The organism is Amycolatopsis sp. NPDC054798 (assembly GCF_053611505.1).
In genome coordinates this window covers 1-15365 of sequence record NZ_JBSHAM010000144.1, presented here as the reverse complement: position 1 = coordinate 15365, position 15365 = coordinate 1, and the positions used below count along the sequence as shown (strand labels likewise).

Sequence of the window (15365 nt, the reverse complement as noted above, 5' to 3'; positions counted from 1 at the left end):
TTTCGGGGGGGTGGGGGGTTGTTTTTAATTCCTTTTTCCCCGAATTAACACCCACCCCCGAACCGTCAGCACAATCAGCTTCGGGGTGCCCCCTCACGAACGCGGCGCAATGTCGCCGCCAGGCGACGAGCCCCCAGCGAGCCAATAACAATTCGCGTACGTTCGATTACGTGCTGAACCGAATCGTCGACCGACTGCTCGGTCTCCCCGCCGCCGAAGACCCCGCGCCCACCGCCGTCAAAGGCCTCCACATCCCCATGCCCGACGGCGCGCACCTCCTCGCCGACCGCTACACGCCGCACGGCCTGACCTCCGGACCAGTTGTCCTGATCCGCACCCCCTACGGCCGCAAAGGCCCGCTGGCCAAGCTCTTCGGCGAAACCTTCGCGCGGCACGGCCTTCAGACAGTTCTGCAAAGCACCCGCGGCACCTTCGGTTCGGAAGGCGAGTTCCGCCCGTTCCACACCGAACGCGAGGACGGCATCGCCACCGCGGAATGGCTGCGCGCGCAACCCTGGTGCGACGGACGAATCGCGATGGCGGGCGCGAGCTACCTCGGGCACACCCAATGGGCGGTCGGCCCGTACCTCGATCCTCCGCTGGAGGCGATGTGCCTCGCGATCACCGCGTCGGAATTCGTCAGCACGTTCTATCCGGGCGGGGTGCTCGCGGCGGACAACATGGTGTCCTGGTCGGCCATGATCGGGAAGCAGGAGGAGCGCTTCGCCGCGCTGCCGAACCCGCTGCAGACGCGGCGCACCCGCAGCGCGATGGCGTATCTGCCGATCGCGGGCGCGGACGTGGCGGCGATCGGCAAGCCGGTGCAGTTCCTGCAGGACGTCACCGGGCACGCGGACCCGGACGACGATTTCTGGGCGATGTCCGACCACAGCGCCGAGGTCGCGAAGCTCGACGTGCCGGTCAGCATGGTCACCGGCTGGTACGACCTGTTCATCCGCGCGCAGCTGCGGGACTTCCGCACGCTGCAGGACGCCGGGAAGTCGCCGCGGATCACCGTCGGCCCGTGGGCGCACGGCGAACCGGCGAGCTTCCGCGCGCTGATCCAGGACCAGCTCGGCTTCTTGCGCGCGCACCTCTCCGACGACCGCACTCAGCTGCAGCGCTCCCCCGTGCGGATCTTCCTGCAGCAGGCGTCCGCCTGGCTCGATTTCGACTGCTGGCCGCCCGCTTCCGAACCGAAGCACGCACACCTGCGCCCGGTCGGCGGCCTCGGCGAAACGGTGCCCGGCGAGGCGCTGCCGACGTCGTTCACCTACGACCCGAAGGATCCGACGCCGGCCGTCGGCGGGCCGCTGCTGATGGGAAAGTCCAAGCAGCGCGACAACTCCGAGATCGAGGCTCGCGACGACGTGCTGGTGTTCACCGGTGAGCCGCTGCTGCACGACGTCGACGTGATCGGCGACGTGTCCGCCACTGTGTTCGTGCGGACCGAACTGGCCCACGCAGACGTGTACGTGCGGCTGTGCGACGTCGATCCCGGCGGCATCTCGCGCAACGTCACCGACGGAATCCTGCGGCTGCGTCCGGGCGCGCCGGAAGCCGATGCCGACGGCGTGGTGCGGGCCGAGGTGGAACTCGACCCGACCGCGTACCGCTTCCGCCGCGGGCACCGGTTGCGCGTGCAGGTGGCGGGCGGCGCGTTCCCGCGGTTCGCGCGCAATCACGGTACGGGAGAACGGGTTTCGTCCGCCGTGCGCGGGACGCCGAACCGGTTCGAGGTGTTCCACGACGAGACCCGGCCGTCCCAGGTCACGCTGCCGGTCTTTACCCGGTGACCGCGCGCTGATGCGTCGTCAGCCTGCCGTCGTCGTGCAGCACATGCAGCAAGAGCGACGGCGGGCTGTTGAAGTCCAGCGGCCCGCCTTCGTCCCAGCCGCGCCCCGCGCCGGGTTCCACCGGCAGCAGTGAACCGGACACCACGCCCGGCGCGATCCGCACCGGCACGCCCGCGAACTCCGTCGCCGCGCCAGTGTGCACATGTCCGCACAGCAGCGCCGCCACGCCGGGATGCCGTCGCAGCACGGCGGCGAGCCGGTCTTCGCCGGTCTGGCGGATCGCGTCCACCAGCGGCACTCCGACGTCGAGCGGCGGGTGGTGGAACGCGACGAACGATGGGCCGTCGTGACCGGCGAGCGTGTCGTCCAGCCAAGCGAGCGTCTCGTCGGCGAGGTAGCCAGCTCCCTTGCCAGGGATCGTCGAATCGCACGACACGAGCAGCACTCCGGCCACCTCGGTCGCGGAGTTCACCGGAGCGTCGCTGGCGGGTTCTCCCAGCAGCGCCTCGCGAAACTGCGCGCGGACGTCGTGATTGCCGGGACAGACCACCACCGGCACCGGGAGGTCCAGCAGTTCGGCCGCGCGACGGTATTCCTCGGGCAGGCCGTGATCCGCGATGTCTCCGGTGACGAACACGGCGTCGACCGGCTTTTCGAGGTTTCGCAGGTAACGCGTCACCGCAGCGGCCCGAGCGTCGGCGCGGTCGCCGCCGTCGAGGTGGATGTCGGACAGATGCGCGAAAACCCGCACCGGATCAGCTCTCCTTCAAGTACGCCAACGCTTTCACCCAGTTCCGGACGAGCAGCGCGGACGCGCCGGGCAGGTCGTCCGCCCGCAGCGCGGCCGCGATCTCGCGGTGTTCGGCCACGCTCTCCGCCGCTCGGTCCCGGCCGCCGAAGTATGCCGTCTCGTAGCGTTTGAGCAACGGTTTTGTCTGCTCGATCATGCGCAGCAGATGCGGGTTGTCGCAGCGGGACGTGAGCAGCGCGTGCCAGCGGTCGTCCGCGGCGGACAGATCGGCCGAATCGGCTGTCTCGTCCGAAATCCGGTCGAGCGCGTCCGGCAGCGACGCGAGTTCGAGCGGCGACGTCCAGCGCAGCGCGAGCGCCTCCAGTTCGGCGACCAGCGGGTACAGCCGGCGAGCCTCCTGCGGATCGAACGGCGCGACGAGGAAGCCCCGTCCAGGCGCGGCGACGAGCAGCCCGCGGTCGGCGAGGCCGATCAGCGCCTCGCGCAACGGCGTCCGGGACACCCCCAGCTCGCTCGCCAAGCGGACCTCGTTGACCCGGGTGTCCGCGGGGAGCCGTCCGTCGAGTACGCGCGCGGTGATCTCTTCCAGAAGTTCACCGCGCATGAGTCTCTTGACCATGCGGCGAGTATTGCACACAGATCGCCCGTACTGTATTCAGTTGGTATGGCCAGCACTTTCGATGTCGACCGCGCAAGGTACGAAACGCCAGGTTGTGTAGGAGTCACGCACTTCAACAACGCCGGCTCCGCCCTCCCGCCCGCCCGCGTCACCGACACCGTGATCGACTATCTGCGCACCGAATCCCTGCTCGGCGGCTACGAAGCGGCCGACCAGGCCCAGGACCGCGTAGACGGCGTGTACGCCTCGGTCGCGCGCCTGCTCAACGCCTCTCCGGAAGACATCGCGCTCAGCGACAACGCGACCCGCTCGTGGCAAGCGATCTTCTACGCGCTGCCGTTCGGGCCGGGAGACCGGATCCTCACCGCGAGCGCCGAATACGCCAGCAACGCCATCGCCTATCTCCAGATCGCGCGCCGCACCGGAGCGACCGTGGAGGTCGTGGACAACGACGAAACCGGGCAACTCGACGTCGACGACCTGCGCCGCCGGATCGGCTCCGACGTGAAGCTCATCGCGGTCACCCACGTGCCGACGCAGGGCGGTTTGGTGAATCCCGCCGAGGAAATCGGCGCCGTCGCCCGCGAGGCGGGCATCCCGTTCCTGCTCGACGCCTGCCAGTCGGCCGGGCAGCTGGACCTCGACGTCGAACGCATCGGCTGCGACGCGCTGACCTCCACCGGCCGCAAGTACCTGCGCGGTCCGCGCGGCACCGGGTTCCTGTACGTGCGCCCGCGGCTGCGCGACCGCCTCGAACCGGCGATGCTCGACCTGCACTCGGCCAAGTGGACGTCCCCGACCGAGTACGTCGTCGACCCGACCGCGAAGCGGTTCGAGGTGTGGGAACGCGACTTCGCCGCCGTACTCGGCCTCGGCGCGGCAGTGGATTACGCGATGGAGTGGGGACTGCCCGCGATCGAGGAACGAGTCACCGCTTTGGCCGCGACGCTGCGCTCCCGGCTGGCCGAGGTGGACCGGGTCACCGTGCACGACGCGGGCGCGCGCAAATGCGGTCTCGTGACGTTCAGCGTCGACGGAGTGCCCGCGGACGAGATCAAAGACCGCCTGAACGCGGCGAAGATCAACACGAGCGTCGCGCACCCGTCGTCGGCGCAGTACGACTTCACCGCGCGCCGCCTTCCGGACCTGGTGCGCGCGTCGGTGCACTACTACAACACCGAGGAGGAAATCGACCGGCTGACCGGTGAGGTCGCCGCGCTCGCGCGGTGAGCCAAGATCACCCGTTTGCCGCAGTATCCAGCGCCGCCGAAGCCGCCTCTTGTCTCGCGTACACCCGCGGAGTGCGCTGCGGCCGGGCCTGTCGAGGGGGCAGGCCCGACGGGGCAAGGGGAGGAAACGAGAAGGCCTCCTGGGCCGGGATTGATGGGGGAACCCGGCCCAGGGGGCCTTCTCTCGTGTTCAGCCGCGCGCGGGCGCCGGAGCCGAGCGGCTAAAGCTCTTCGCCCGCCAAGACAGCGATCTCCCGAAGCTCTGCCTTCTTCTGCTCAGGACTCATAGCGCGACGCCTCGCGACCGTCTCCCCCATGGTCCGCTCCAGCTCCTGCTTCTGCTCCTCGGTCCGGAGGATGTAGCTCTTCTCGAGAACGCTGTTCCGAATCTCGGGGCGGATGGCCACCAGGCGGCCGTCTTTCCACTCCGCCGCCTCGCGCAGCTCGTCTTCCGCGCTTTCCGCCGGTGCCTCGGCCGTCTCTTCAGGCACTTCCGTCACCTTTCCCTGGTTCCGGAGCAGGCGGTTTCATTTTACCGTCCAGAGCCTGCTTCTCCAGCAGGTCGAGAAAGTAAGCCCGCTCTTCGTTCTTCTTCTTGCGCAGGTAGAGAAGCTCGCCGACGCTGGCCAGCGTGAGCAGAACCCAGAGCAGGTTGAAGCTCACGGAGGAGGAGCCGACGTCAAACGACACTTCGAGGATCAAGACGTTCGTCGCGCTGACGATGTACAACAGCACCGCCGCCAAGGCGGTCGCGGCTATCGTCCACAGCCCGTAGAACGCGGTGAGCGACGAGATCTGCATCCGCTCCGTGGTCAACCCTCGCCCCACAGCGGCGGCCAAGAAAGCGGGAAGAGTCAGCAGCAGCGCGGGCACGCCCTGGTTGGCGTGGCCGCCCGACCGCACCGACACCGGGTCGATCCCGATCCGGAACAACGCGAAATAGGCGATCACCACGGACGTCACCAGCGCCACCGTCACGGCGTTGGCGAGCGCGCCCGGCGGGATCTCCCGGAACTCCACCACCGACTTGAAGTCGCCGGAATCCGGCAGGGACAGCCCGTCCCGCTCGTCGCCGGGAACCACTCCCTTTTCCTGGCGGCGAAGGTAGAGATGGGCCAGCGTCCGCGCTTCCTCGTAGTAGAGCCGCACGTACCAGCGACCTCGCATCTTCCCGAAATCGCTTTGCTGCAAGGGTTTCTTGCCCTGCATCTTTTCGAGGTGGTGGTCGTACACGTAGGTGTCCTGGTACGCACTCATTTCGAAGTGGTAGCTGTCGGAACTCGTCGCCCAGGGATGGTGGATGTCGATACGGTTCGGCAACAGCCCGTGCTTGCGCCGCAGCGCAGTGTCCCGGCTGCTCGCGTAGCGCTCGAACGCGACAGTGTTCGAATAACGCAGGACGACGCTGTCGCCGACCGGGTGCGGGACCTCCACCACGATCAAGTAAGTGTCCGCCAGCGACGCGCACAGAGACCGGACGCGCGCTTTCCAGCCCTCCGAGAATCGCTGTTCGTCAAGCTGGTCGAGCAACGCGAAGGCGTCGTCGGCCCGTTCTTTTTCCTTGCCCCGCTCCGAAACTCTCGCGATGCTGTTCTTCACGATCCGCAGCAGTATCTCGGCTTCCGCCGCGGTCAGGCAGGCTCCCGCGTCCTTGCCGGCGGAAGCTTCCTGCTCGAACAAGCCGCGAAGGACCAGGGCGACCAGGCCGTAGACCTGCCACTGCGGCAGCGTGGGCAGCTCGTGGTTGCCGCTGTCGGTGACGCAGAACTTGTCGAAGAGCTTTTCCTTTTCCGCGCGGACCACCGGAACCAGCAAGGGCGACCGAGGCCAGTCGCCGGTCCGCTGCTCCCGCTGCGTGCCGCGGAAGGTCAGGGTGGTCGACGAAAGCAGCGTCCGCCCCTCGAGCGTCGCCTGGTCGTGCACCCGGGTCAAATAGTCGGGAAGCGCGGCGAGGAGCTTGGCGAAATAATTGATCGCGAAGAGGTCGTAGTTGCGGGTCACATACGATTCGGCCCGAAACAGATCCACGATGGAAATTTCGCGCGGCACCGGATCTCCCAGCGCGTTGTCCCGGACCGTTTTGCCCGGATCGTTCCTCTTCCGCAGGAACACCGCCACCAGCCACACCGCACCGGCCAGGAACGCCAGATTCGACCACGGGGACAGTCCGCCCAGCGGGACGAAGGAGCAGAACGCCACCGCCAGCGCGGCCGCCAGCAGGCAGATCCAGGAACTCCAGAGGCGTCTGGCCTTGTCCCCGATGCTCTCGCCCACGACGACCTCCCACCTGACGTGCGGTCAGTTCCAGGAGGAGGGTCTTCCCGATCATGCGGAGTGTTACGAGCAGCACTCAGGCGAGGTCGTTCTGGTGACAATCGTTGCGCTGCCGATACCGGGAAAGGCGGCTTCCGGCGGGCGGAACGGCGAAAACGGCGAAACCCCATCCAGTGAAACCTTCACCGGATGGGGTCGGCCCCAGCGTGGTGGGCGCAGCAGGGATCGAACCTGCGACCGCTCGGGTGTAAACCGAGTGCTCTCCCGCTGAGCTATGCGCCCGCGCGCCGGAACGGGGAGACCCCCGCCCCGGCGAGCGAAAAGAATTCAGGCAGTCAGTTCCTCGACGGCCTTCTTCCAGCCGGCCTGGTCGCGCGCCTCGCCCGGCGCGTTGACCTCGGCGAAGCGGACCACGCCTTCGGTGTCGATCAGGAAGGTGCCGCGAACGGCGAGCCCGGCCTGGTCGTTGAAGACGCCGTACTTCTGCGCCACCTCGCCGTGCGGCCAGAAGTCCGACAGCAGCGGGAACTGGTAGCCCTCGACCTCGGCCCACGCCTTGAGCGAGAACGGCGTGTCGACCGAGACGCCCAGCACCTGGACGCCCTTGCCGTCGTAGTCGCCGAACTCGTCGCGCAGCTGGCACAGCTCGCCGGTGCAGATCCCGCTGAAGGCGAACGGGTAGAACACCAGCAGGACCGGCTTGTCGCCCTTGAACTGCGACAGCGTGACCGGCTGCTTGTTGTAGTCGTTGAGCGTGAAGTCAGGGGCCTGCGAACCGACCTCGACGGCCATACCGGCGATTCCTCTCCAGAGCGAACACGAGCGTGCCCGCCCACCCTATCGCGGCCTCAGCGCTGCTTGGCCTTCGAGGACTTCGGCGACACCAGCCGGGTGCCCAGCCAGCCGGGGCCCACGCTGATGTTCGCCGTCTGGGCGAGCCCGACCTGCGGCACCGCCTCGGCGATGTCGCTGGGCTCGACGTGCCCGGGCTGCCCGGTCTTCGGGGTCAGCACCCAGATCACGCCGTTCTCGTCCAGCGGACCGCGGGCGTCGACCAGCGCGTCTCCGAGGTCTCCGTCGTTGTCGCGCCACCACAGCAGCACAACGTCGATGACCTCCTGCGCGTCTTCGTCGAGGAGCTCACCGCCGATCGTTTCCTCGATCGCCGCGCGGATGTCGTCGTCGACGTCATCGTCCCAGCCGATCTCCTGGACCACCATGTCCGGCTTGATGCCAAGGCTCTCGGCGACGCCGGCGTTGCCTGCGTCTCCCGCGGCGACCACTGCTTCCACTCCTCCAACTACGACGGAGCGCGGCGGTAGGTCCGCCGCACTCGGATACACGGTTGTCGAACAGCGAACACTGACGCGGCGCTGCGCGCAACCGTCCACACCGGATCTTTGGCAAGTCGTGTCTGCAGCGTAGGGGCTTGCCGCTCCCTTGCCCGACTCCGGGTGGCACTCAGTACCCCACCACTGCGGAGCCCTCCCCGGGAGCCTCCTTTAGGGTGGAGGAGAGAAAACGCGCGCGCGATACACCGTGCGCGGGGAGTGGCGACACTCGGGCGGCCGATGTTACCGGGCAGTACAGGTGACGGGAACCCCAACCGGGACGACCATGGACGTCGGCGAGCACTCCCGCCCACCAGCTACAACAGCTACAACCAGCTACAAGGAGACCCCTTGGCCCCGCAGAACGACGGCGCCTCCGGCAAGGAGACCCCGGCTCGCGTACGCGTCATCCGTGACGGACTCGCGGCGCACCTTCCCGACATCGACCCGGAAGAGACCAGCGAATGGCTGGACTCCTTCGACGAGGCGCTGGCCCGAGGGGGCCAGCAGCGGGCCAGGTACCTGATGCTGCGCATCCTCGAGCGCGCCCGCGAGCGCAACGTCGGCGTCCCGGCGCTCACCTCGACCGACTACGTGAACACGATCCCCACCGAGAACGAGCCGTGGTTCCCGGGCGACGAGGAGATCGAGCGCCGCTACCGCCGCTACATCCGCTGGAACGCGGCGATCATGGTGCACCGCGCGCAGCGGCCGGGCGTCGGCGTCGGCGGTCACATCTCCACCTACGCCTCGTCGGCGGCGCTGTACGAGGTCGGCTTCAACCACTTCTTCCGCGGCAAGGACCACTCCGGCGGCGGCGACCAGGTCTTCTTCCAGGGCCACGCCTCCCCCGGCATGTACGCCCGCGCGTTCCTCGAGGGCCGCCTCACCGAGCAGCAGCTCGACGGGTTCCGCCAGGAGTTCAGCCACGCGGGCGCGGGCGGCGGCCTCCCGTCGTACCCGCACCCCCGGCTGATGCCGGAGTTCTGGGAGAACCCGACGGTGTCGATGGGCCTCGGCCCGATGAACGCGATCTACCAGGCGCGGTTCAACCGCTACCTGCGCGACCGCGGCATCAAGGACACCTCCGACCAGCACGTGTGGGCGTTCCTCGGCGACGGCGAGATGGACGAGGCCGAATCGCGCGGCCTGATCCACGTGGCCGCTGGCGAGGGCCTGGACAACCTGACCTTCGTGATCAACTGCAACCTGCAGCGGCTCGACGGCCCGGTGCGCGGCAACGGCAAGATCATCCAGGAGCTCGAGGCGTACTTCCGCGGCGCGGGCTGGAACGTGATCAAGGTCATCTGGGGCCGCGAGTGGGACTCGCTGCTGCACGCCGACCGCGACGGCGCGCTGGTCAACCTGATGAACGTCACGCCGGACGGCGATTTCCAGACCTACAAGGCCAACGACGGCGCGTTCGTCCGGGAGCACTTCTTCGGCCGCGACCCGCGGACGAAGGACCTGGTCAAGGACCTCTCCGACGCCGATGTCTGGAACCTCAAGCGCGGCGGCCACGACTACCGCAAGGTGTACGCGGCGTACAAGGCGGCCATGGAGCACTCCGGCCAGCCGACGGTGATCCTGGCGCACACGATCAAGGGCTACGGCCTCGGCCCGGCGTTCGAGGGCCGCAACGCCACGCACCAGATGAAGAAGCTCACCCTCGACGACCTGAAGCTGTTCCGCGACACCCAGCGGATCCCGATCAGCGACGAGGAGCTCGAGCGCGACCCGAAGCTGCCGCCGTACTACCACCCGGGCCCGGATTCGCCGGAGATCGAGTACATGCGCGGCCGCCGCAAGGCGCTCGGCGGGTACCTGCCGGAGCGCCGCCCGAAGTCCGCCAAGGCGCTCGTGCTGCCCGGCGACAAGGTCTACGAGGGCGTCCGCAAGGGCTCGGGCAAGCAGGAGGTCGCCACCACGATGGCGATCGTCCGGCTCATCCGCGAGCTGGCGAAGGATTCGGAGATCGGCAAGCGGATCGTCCCGATCATCCCGGACGAGGCGCGTACGTTCGGCCTCGACTCGATGTTCCCGACCGCCAAGATCTACAACCCGCACGGCCAGACCTACACCTCGGTCGACGCGAGCCTGATGCTGGCGTACAAGGAGTCCGAGAAGGGCCAGCTGCTGCACGAGGGCATCAACGAGGCGGGTTCCACCGCGTCGTTCACCGCCGTCGGCACGTCGTACGCGACGCACGGCGAGCCGATGATCCCGATCTACATCTTCTACTCGATGTTCGGGTTCCAGCGCACCGGCGACGGCCTGTACGCGGCGGCGGACCAGATGGCCCGCGGCTTCGTGCTCGGCGCCACCGCCGGCCGCACCACGCTGACCGGCGAGGGCCTGCAGCACGCGGACGGGCACTCGCTGCTGCTGGCGGCGACGAACCCGGCCGTAGTGGCCTACGACCCGGCCTACTCGTTCGAGATCGCGCACATCGTCAAGGACGGCCTGCGCCGGATGTACGGCGAGACCGGCCCGGACGGCAACGGCGAGAACATCTTCTACTACATCACCATCTACAACGAGCCTTACCAGCAGCCGGCCGAGCCGGAGAACCTGGACGTCGACGGCGTGCTCAAGGGCCTCTACCGGTACTCCGACGCGCCTGAGGGCGACGGCCCGGAGGTCCAGGTGCTGGTTTCCGGCGTCACGATGCCGGACGCGCTCAAGGCGCAGAAGATGCTGGCCGAGGAGTGGGGCGTACGGGCCGCGGTGTGGTCGGCCACGTCGTGGGGCGAACTGCGCCGCGAAGCGGTCGAGATCGACCACGAGAACCTGCTGCACCCGGACGAGACGCCGCGGATTCCGTACGTCACGCAGAAGCTGGCGGAGGTTTCCGGGCCAGTCGTGGCGGTGTCGGACTGGATGCGCGCGGTGCCGGACATGATCCGCCCGTGGGTGCCCACCGACATGCTCACGCTCGGCACCGACGGGTTCGGCTTCTCCGACACCCGCCCGGCCGCGCGGCGCAAGTTCCTGGTGGACGCCGAGTCGATCACCGTCGGCGCGCTGTCCGCGCTCGCCAAGCGCGGCGAGTTCGACCAGGCGAAGGTCGCCGAGGCGGCCCGCCGCTACCGGCTCGACGACGTGGCGGCCGCCGGGCCGCAGACGTCCGACTCCGGCAACGCGTGATCGCTGCCTGACTCCAGAGGCCCCTCCGGGACAGTGTTCCGGAGGGGCCTCTGCCTTAAGGTAGACATCGGATGTATCCGGATGCCTGACGAAAGGTGGTCGAGCGTGACCCAGCGTCGCCTGCCCCGGCCCAGCGAGCTCAAAGAGATCCTGCGGCCGAAGCCGATCGTGCTGAACCCGACCGATCGGCGTCTCGCCGGCGCGCACACGATCGCCGATCTGCGGATGATCGCGCGCAAGCGCACCCCGCGCGCGGCGTTCGACTACACCGACGGCGCGGCCGAACTCGAGGACAGCCTGCGCCGCGCCCGGCAGGCCTACCGCCGGGTGGAATTCCAGCCCAACGTGCTGCGCGGAGTGTCCGATGTGGACACCAGCAGGGAGATTCTCGGCCAGCGTTCGGCGCTGCCGTTCGCGTTCGCGCCGACCGGGTTCACGCGGATGATGCAGCACGAGGGCGAACGCGCGGTGGCCCGCGTGGCGCAGCGCAACAACATGCCGATGGCGCTCTCGACGATGGGCACCACGTCGATCGAAAACCTCGCGGCGGCCGCTCCGGACGCGCGCAAGTGGTTCCAGCTGTACGTCTGGCGCGACCACGGCGCGGGCGAAGATCTGATGAATCGAGCCTGGGAGAACGGGTACGACACGCTCCTGCTGACCGTCGACACCCCGGTCGCGGGCGCGCGGCTGCGCGACGTCCGCAACGGGCTCACCATCCCGCCCGCGCTCACCCTGAAAACGTTCGCGGACGGCGCGACGCACCCGGCGTGGTGGTTCAACCTGCTGACGACGGAGCCGCTGAACTTCGCGTCGCTCAGCCACTTCGGCGGCACCGTCGCGGAACTGCTGGACAAGCTGTTCGACCCCACGCTGAACTTCGACGACCTGGACTGGGTGCGCCAGACGTGGCCGGGAAAGCTGGTGGTCAAGGGCGTGCAGAACGTCGACGACGCGCGCGAAGTGGTGAAACACGGCGCGGACGCGGTGCTGCTGTCCAACCACGGCGGACGCCAGCTCGACCGCGCCCCGACGCCGATCGAACTGCTGCCCGCCGCACTGGACGAGATCCAGGACAGCGCCGAGGTGTGGGTCGACACCGGCATCCTGTCCGGCGGCGACATCGTGGCCGCGCTCGCCCGCGGCGCGAACGCGGTGCTGATCGGCCGCGCGTTCCTGTACGGCCTGATGGCGGGCGGCGAACGCGGCGTGCAGCGCTGCGTGGACATCCTCCGCACGGAGATGATCCGCACGATGCAGCTGCTGGGCGTCCGGCGGGTGGACGACCTGCGCCCCACCCACGCCACGCTCCGCTGAGCCCGACGTCCGTGAAGGACTCCTTGAGGGAATCTGATTCCCTCAAGGAGTCCTTCACGGGCCTCAGCCGAGGTTGGGGCAATCGGCGCAATCAGGTATCCAGTGACGGACATCACGTCTCTTGCCTTCGGAACATCCGAGGGAGAAGACCATGTCCGTCACGCTGAACCGCCGCGCGCTCGCGATGCTGCGCGCGATCGCCGCCGGCCGAGCCGAACTCACCCGAAGCTGCGAACCGGACCTGCGGGTCGACGGCCTGCCGTGCTGTGACCAGACGACCGCGCACGACCTCGTCCGGGAGGGGCTGGTCCGCCCGGCCTCCGCACTGGGCGGCTCGGTCGGGCAGTGGACGCAGGCCGAGCTGACCCCGGACGGGCAGCTCGCGCTGGGCGTCTGAGGTCAGCGCGCCGCGGCGACGGCCTTCTCGCCGACCGCCGCGGTGCGCGCCGACCGGTTCCAGGAGACCCAGCCGTGGACCACGAGCGCGGCGAAGACGACGTAGATCGCGGCCGAGAAGTACAGGCCGGAGCTGATCTGCAGCGGCACGCCGATCGCGTCGACCACCAGCCACACTCCCCAGAACTCCACGAGCCCGACCCCCTGCGCGGCGAACGCGACGAGCGTCCCGATGAAGATCGCGGCGTCCGGCCACGGCGCCCACGAGGCGTCGAGCGCCTGGAGCGTCAGCGCCATCGCGACCGTTCCCAGCCCGAACGCGCCGAGCATCGCGGCCCGCTCGGTCCACCGGCCCTTGCGCACGACGACGCCGTACACCGGATCCGTCCGGCGATTCCAGGCCCACCAGCCGTACAGCGAGATGAGCAGGATGGCGACCTGCCGCCCGGCGAGACCGCCGAGGTGCGCGGACGCGTAAACGGAGAAGAGCAGGACGGTCGCACCGACCTGCACCGGCCAGGTCCACAGCGTCCGCCGCTGCGCGAGGAACACCACCGCGAGCGCGAACACCTGCCCGGCCAGCTCGGCGATCGAGATCCACTGGCCGAACACGGTCACGCCGTGGTGCAACAGGAAGTCCACGTCGGCACCCCTTCCGATCTACGCCTCCCAACATGCAACACGGAGCGGCCATTCCCGTGCCGATGTGAGACTGAAGACAGTCCCGCTGAGTGGACGCCGGACCGGGCCGCTCGCCGGGCGGGGTGCGGACAGACCGAGGGGCCGCGCTGCCGAAGCAACGCGGCCCCTCCTCCGCCGATCCGCAGATCGGGGAAGGCCGTCAGCGAAGCCGGCTGGCTCGGATCCGGCCAGCGGCACGGCCCGGTGCCACCGAGCGTCCGCGGTTCAGCCCACGGACATCACCAGCGCGACCTTCCCGCCGGCACTCAGCGGTCCACGCGACCGAAACCGGCGGGCGGCGTCGGCGGCTCCGGCGGGCGGCCGCCGTCCGCGGGCATCTGCCGAGTCTGCTCGCTCGGCTGCGGAAGGCTGCCCGACTGGGACTGCGGGTAGCTCTGCGTCCGTGCCTGCCCGGCGTGCGCGTGCTGTCCGCTCACCTGGGCATTCGACCCGCCGCCCGAGCCAGAGCCAGAGCCGAGCTGGCCCTGCATGCTGGCCAGCCAGCCGTCCCAGCGTTCCTGGGCCGGTTTGATCAGGCCGCCGCCGAAGCCGACCACGATCACGCCGCCCGCAGTCGCCAGCACCGCGATCAGCAGCGGGCCGGTCACCGTCGTCGCGATATTCACCTGGCCCAGCGCCGCGATGATGCCGAACGCCATCACCAGCCAGTACGCGACCGTGCTGAGCAGCCGGGCCGCCGGGCGTCCCGAAAGCGCGCCAGCGACGACGTCCCGCACGACCTTCGCGATCGCCGCGGCCACGATGATCAGCACCACCGCGACCAGGATCCTCGGCAGGAACGCGATGATGTCGTTCAGCAGCTGGCTCACCGGGTTCGACTGCCCGAACACCCCGAACGCCAGTTGCAGCGCGATCAGCAGAATGAAGTAGTAGACGAGTTTCACGAGCACCGTGGTGGCGTCGAGATTCGCGCCCTTCACCATTCCGGTCAGCCCGGTCTTCTCCACCAGCCGTGTGAAACCGAGCTTTCCGAGAACGAGCCCGAGGGCTTTGGACACGGCTTTCGCGATCAGCCAGCCGATCAAGAGGATGATCAGAAAGCCCACGAGTTTCGGGACGAACGTGGCCACCAGATTCCAGGCCTGTCCTAGTCCGTCCTTGAGTTGTTCACCCACGCTGGCTCCCTTCGCCGCGGTTCGACGTGGATTCCGGCACCGTCCTGTCGCACCGGGTCGCAGGACAGGTACCCACTGCACCCGGGTGCTGTGCACCACGATCGAGTGAGACGACTGGCGCGGGAAGATCAATCACCGCCATACTTGTCCTACCGGTGGGGACCGGGGAGACGAGGCCGCTCGGCGCAGCGTAAACCGCAAGCGCCGGGCGGCCTCGAACATTTTCCGCGCTTTATCGCCGCGGACCGGCCGTTCCGGGACGAATGGGGTTCGGGTTTTCTCCGGCGTTCATCTGGCCTTCATGTCCGGCGGATTGGCGGGCCGCCGACGGATTTGCGTCCCGGCCTGGGCGCGGCCGCGGAGATGTCCGGACGGAAATCCGGCCAGAGCGCGGTCTGTGCGGTGCGAATTCGCGTGACCGGACAGCTCGCGGCAGCGAATTGCGCGGATCTTCCGGCGAGTACCGGATAACTGCGGCACCGCAATAGCGCGCGGGCGAGAGATCGCGCGAAGGTCATTAACCGAGGCGCGGCGACTGCGCGGAACGGCGGGCGCGCGAGGGCGGTGTTCACGCAACTCACCCGTTGCCGCTAACCCACGTGGGTTAGTGCTCCGCTGCCCAGGGCCCGCCGCCGGGCCGGACGGTCCACCCAGAGTAGAGGCCCCCGGCACTCGGACAGAAACGGCG

At 68.7% G+C, this 15365-nt stretch carries 13 protein-coding genes and 1 tRNA gene; 5 read left to right on the top strand and 9 right to left on the bottom strand.

The annotated features are described in order from the left end of the window. Positions 1–170: 170 nt before the first annotated feature. Positions 171–1796 carry a CocE/NonD family hydrolase gene (locus ACWGIC_RS42050; protein ID WP_452081541.1) on the top strand — a complete coding sequence of 542 codons (1626 nt, stop codon included), beginning with the start codon at positions 171–173 and terminating at the stop codon, positions 1794–1796. On the opposite strand, the gene ACWGIC_RS42045 is transcribed toward ACWGIC_RS42050, so the two are convergent. Both ACWGIC_RS42045 and ACWGIC_RS42040 read right to left on the bottom strand, forming a co-directional pair. After that, positions 1786–2547 (bottom strand): metallophosphoesterase, encoded by a 762-nt coding sequence (locus tag ACWGIC_RS42045; protein ID WP_452081540.1) that lies wholly within the window; start codon positions 2545–2547, stop codon positions 1786–1788. The two genes, ACWGIC_RS42050 and ACWGIC_RS42045, sit on opposite strands and share 11 nt — an antisense overlap. A gap of 4 nt (positions 2548–2551) precedes the next feature. Beyond that, a complete protein-coding gene (locus tag ACWGIC_RS42040; RefSeq protein WP_452081539.1) occupies positions 2552–3166 on the bottom strand; it encodes a GntR family transcriptional regulator in 615 nt (204 codons plus the stop codon). A 45-nt stretch (positions 3167–3211) separates the two neighbouring features. On the opposite strand from ACWGIC_RS42040, the gene ACWGIC_RS42035 reads away from it, so the two are divergent. Further along, positions 3212–4396 carry an aminotransferase class V-fold PLP-dependent enzyme gene (locus tag ACWGIC_RS42035; RefSeq protein ID WP_452081538.1) on the top strand — a complete coding sequence of 395 codons (1185 nt, stop codon included), beginning with the start codon at positions 3212–3214 and terminating at the stop codon, positions 4394–4396. Positions 4397–4616: 220 nt separating this feature from the next. Here the strand turns inward: ACWGIC_RS42035 and ACWGIC_RS42030 are convergent, their stop codons facing one another. From ACWGIC_RS42030 to ACWGIC_RS42010, 5 genes are all read right to left on the bottom strand, one after another. Next, the gene (locus ACWGIC_RS42030) at positions 4617–4886 is read right to left on the bottom strand and encodes a hypothetical protein (RefSeq protein ID WP_452081537.1); all 270 of its coding nucleotides are present in this window, start codon (positions 4884–4886) and stop codon (positions 4617–4619) included. Beyond that, positions 4879–6669, bottom strand: a complete 1791-nt coding sequence (locus ACWGIC_RS42025; protein WP_452081536.1) for a hypothetical protein — start codon at positions 6667–6669, stop codon at positions 4879–4881. Before ACWGIC_RS42025 ends, ACWGIC_RS42030 begins: the two co-directional genes overlap by 8 nt. Before the next feature lie 207 nt (positions 6670–6876). Continuing rightward, positions 6877–6951: transfer RNA gene (locus ACWGIC_RS42020), tRNA-Val, on the bottom strand. A 45-nt stretch (positions 6952–6996) separates the two neighbouring features. Then, positions 6997–7461, bottom strand: coding sequence for a peroxiredoxin (locus ACWGIC_RS42015; RefSeq protein WP_020657595.1), 465 nt, complete (start codon positions 7459–7461; stop codon positions 6997–6999). 56 nt (positions 7462–7517) lie between these two features. Further along, complete coding sequence (locus tag ACWGIC_RS42010; protein WP_452081535.1) at positions 7518–7952, bottom strand: DUF3052 domain-containing protein; 435 nt, start codon at positions 7950–7952, stop codon at positions 7518–7520. A gap of 399 nt (positions 7953–8351) precedes the next feature. Here ACWGIC_RS42010 and aceE point away from each other — a divergent pair, with 399 nt between their 5' ends. The 3 genes from aceE (at position 8352) to ACWGIC_RS41995 (ending at position 12861) form a co-directional block, all read left to right on the top strand. After that, on the top strand, positions 8352–11147 hold the full coding sequence (gene aceE, locus ACWGIC_RS42005) for a pyruvate dehydrogenase (acetyl-transferring), homodimeric type (protein ID WP_452081534.1): 2796 nt from the start codon (positions 8352–8354) through the stop codon (positions 11145–11147). 105 nt (positions 11148–11252) lie between these two features. Further along, positions 11253–12464: an alpha-hydroxy acid oxidase gene (locus ACWGIC_RS42000; RefSeq protein ID WP_452081533.1), complete on the top strand. Its 1212-nt coding sequence runs from the start codon at positions 11253–11255 to the stop codon at positions 12462–12464. 151 nt (positions 12465–12615) lie between these two features. Then, positions 12616–12861 (top strand): hypothetical protein, encoded by a 246-nt coding sequence (locus ACWGIC_RS41995; protein WP_452081532.1) that lies wholly within the window; start codon positions 12616–12618, stop codon positions 12859–12861. A 2-nt stretch (positions 12862–12863) separates the two neighbouring features. Here the strand turns inward: ACWGIC_RS41995 and ACWGIC_RS41990 are convergent, their stop codons facing one another. Beyond that, positions 12864–13502 (bottom strand): nicotinamide mononucleotide transporter family protein, encoded by a 639-nt coding sequence (locus ACWGIC_RS41990; RefSeq protein WP_452081531.1) that lies wholly within the window; start codon positions 13500–13502, stop codon positions 12864–12866. Positions 13503–13807: 305 nt separating this feature from the next. Further along, positions 13808–14677, bottom strand: a complete 870-nt coding sequence (locus ACWGIC_RS41985) for a mechanosensitive ion channel family protein (RefSeq protein WP_452081530.1) — start codon at positions 14675–14677, stop codon at positions 13808–13810. Between the last annotated feature and the right edge of the window lie 688 nt (positions 14678–15365).

Bases quoted from the DNA above. Each gene is read 5' to 3' on its own strand.
- ACWGIC_RS42040 (WP_452081539.1), bottom strand. From the start codon at position 3,166: ATGGTCAAGAGACTCATGCGCGGTGAACTTCTGGAAGAGATCACCGCG.
- ACWGIC_RS42035 (WP_452081538.1), top strand. From the start codon at position 3,212: ATGGCCAGCACTTTCGATGTCGACCGCGCAAGGTACGAAACGCCAGGT.
- ACWGIC_RS42015 (WP_020657595.1), bottom strand. From the start codon at position 7,461: ATGGCCGTCGAGGTCGGTTCGCAGGCCCCTGACTTCACGCTCAACGAC.
- ACWGIC_RS41995 (WP_452081532.1), top strand. From the start codon at position 12,616: ATGTCCGTCACGCTGAACCGCCGCGCGCTCGCGATGCTGCGCGCGATC.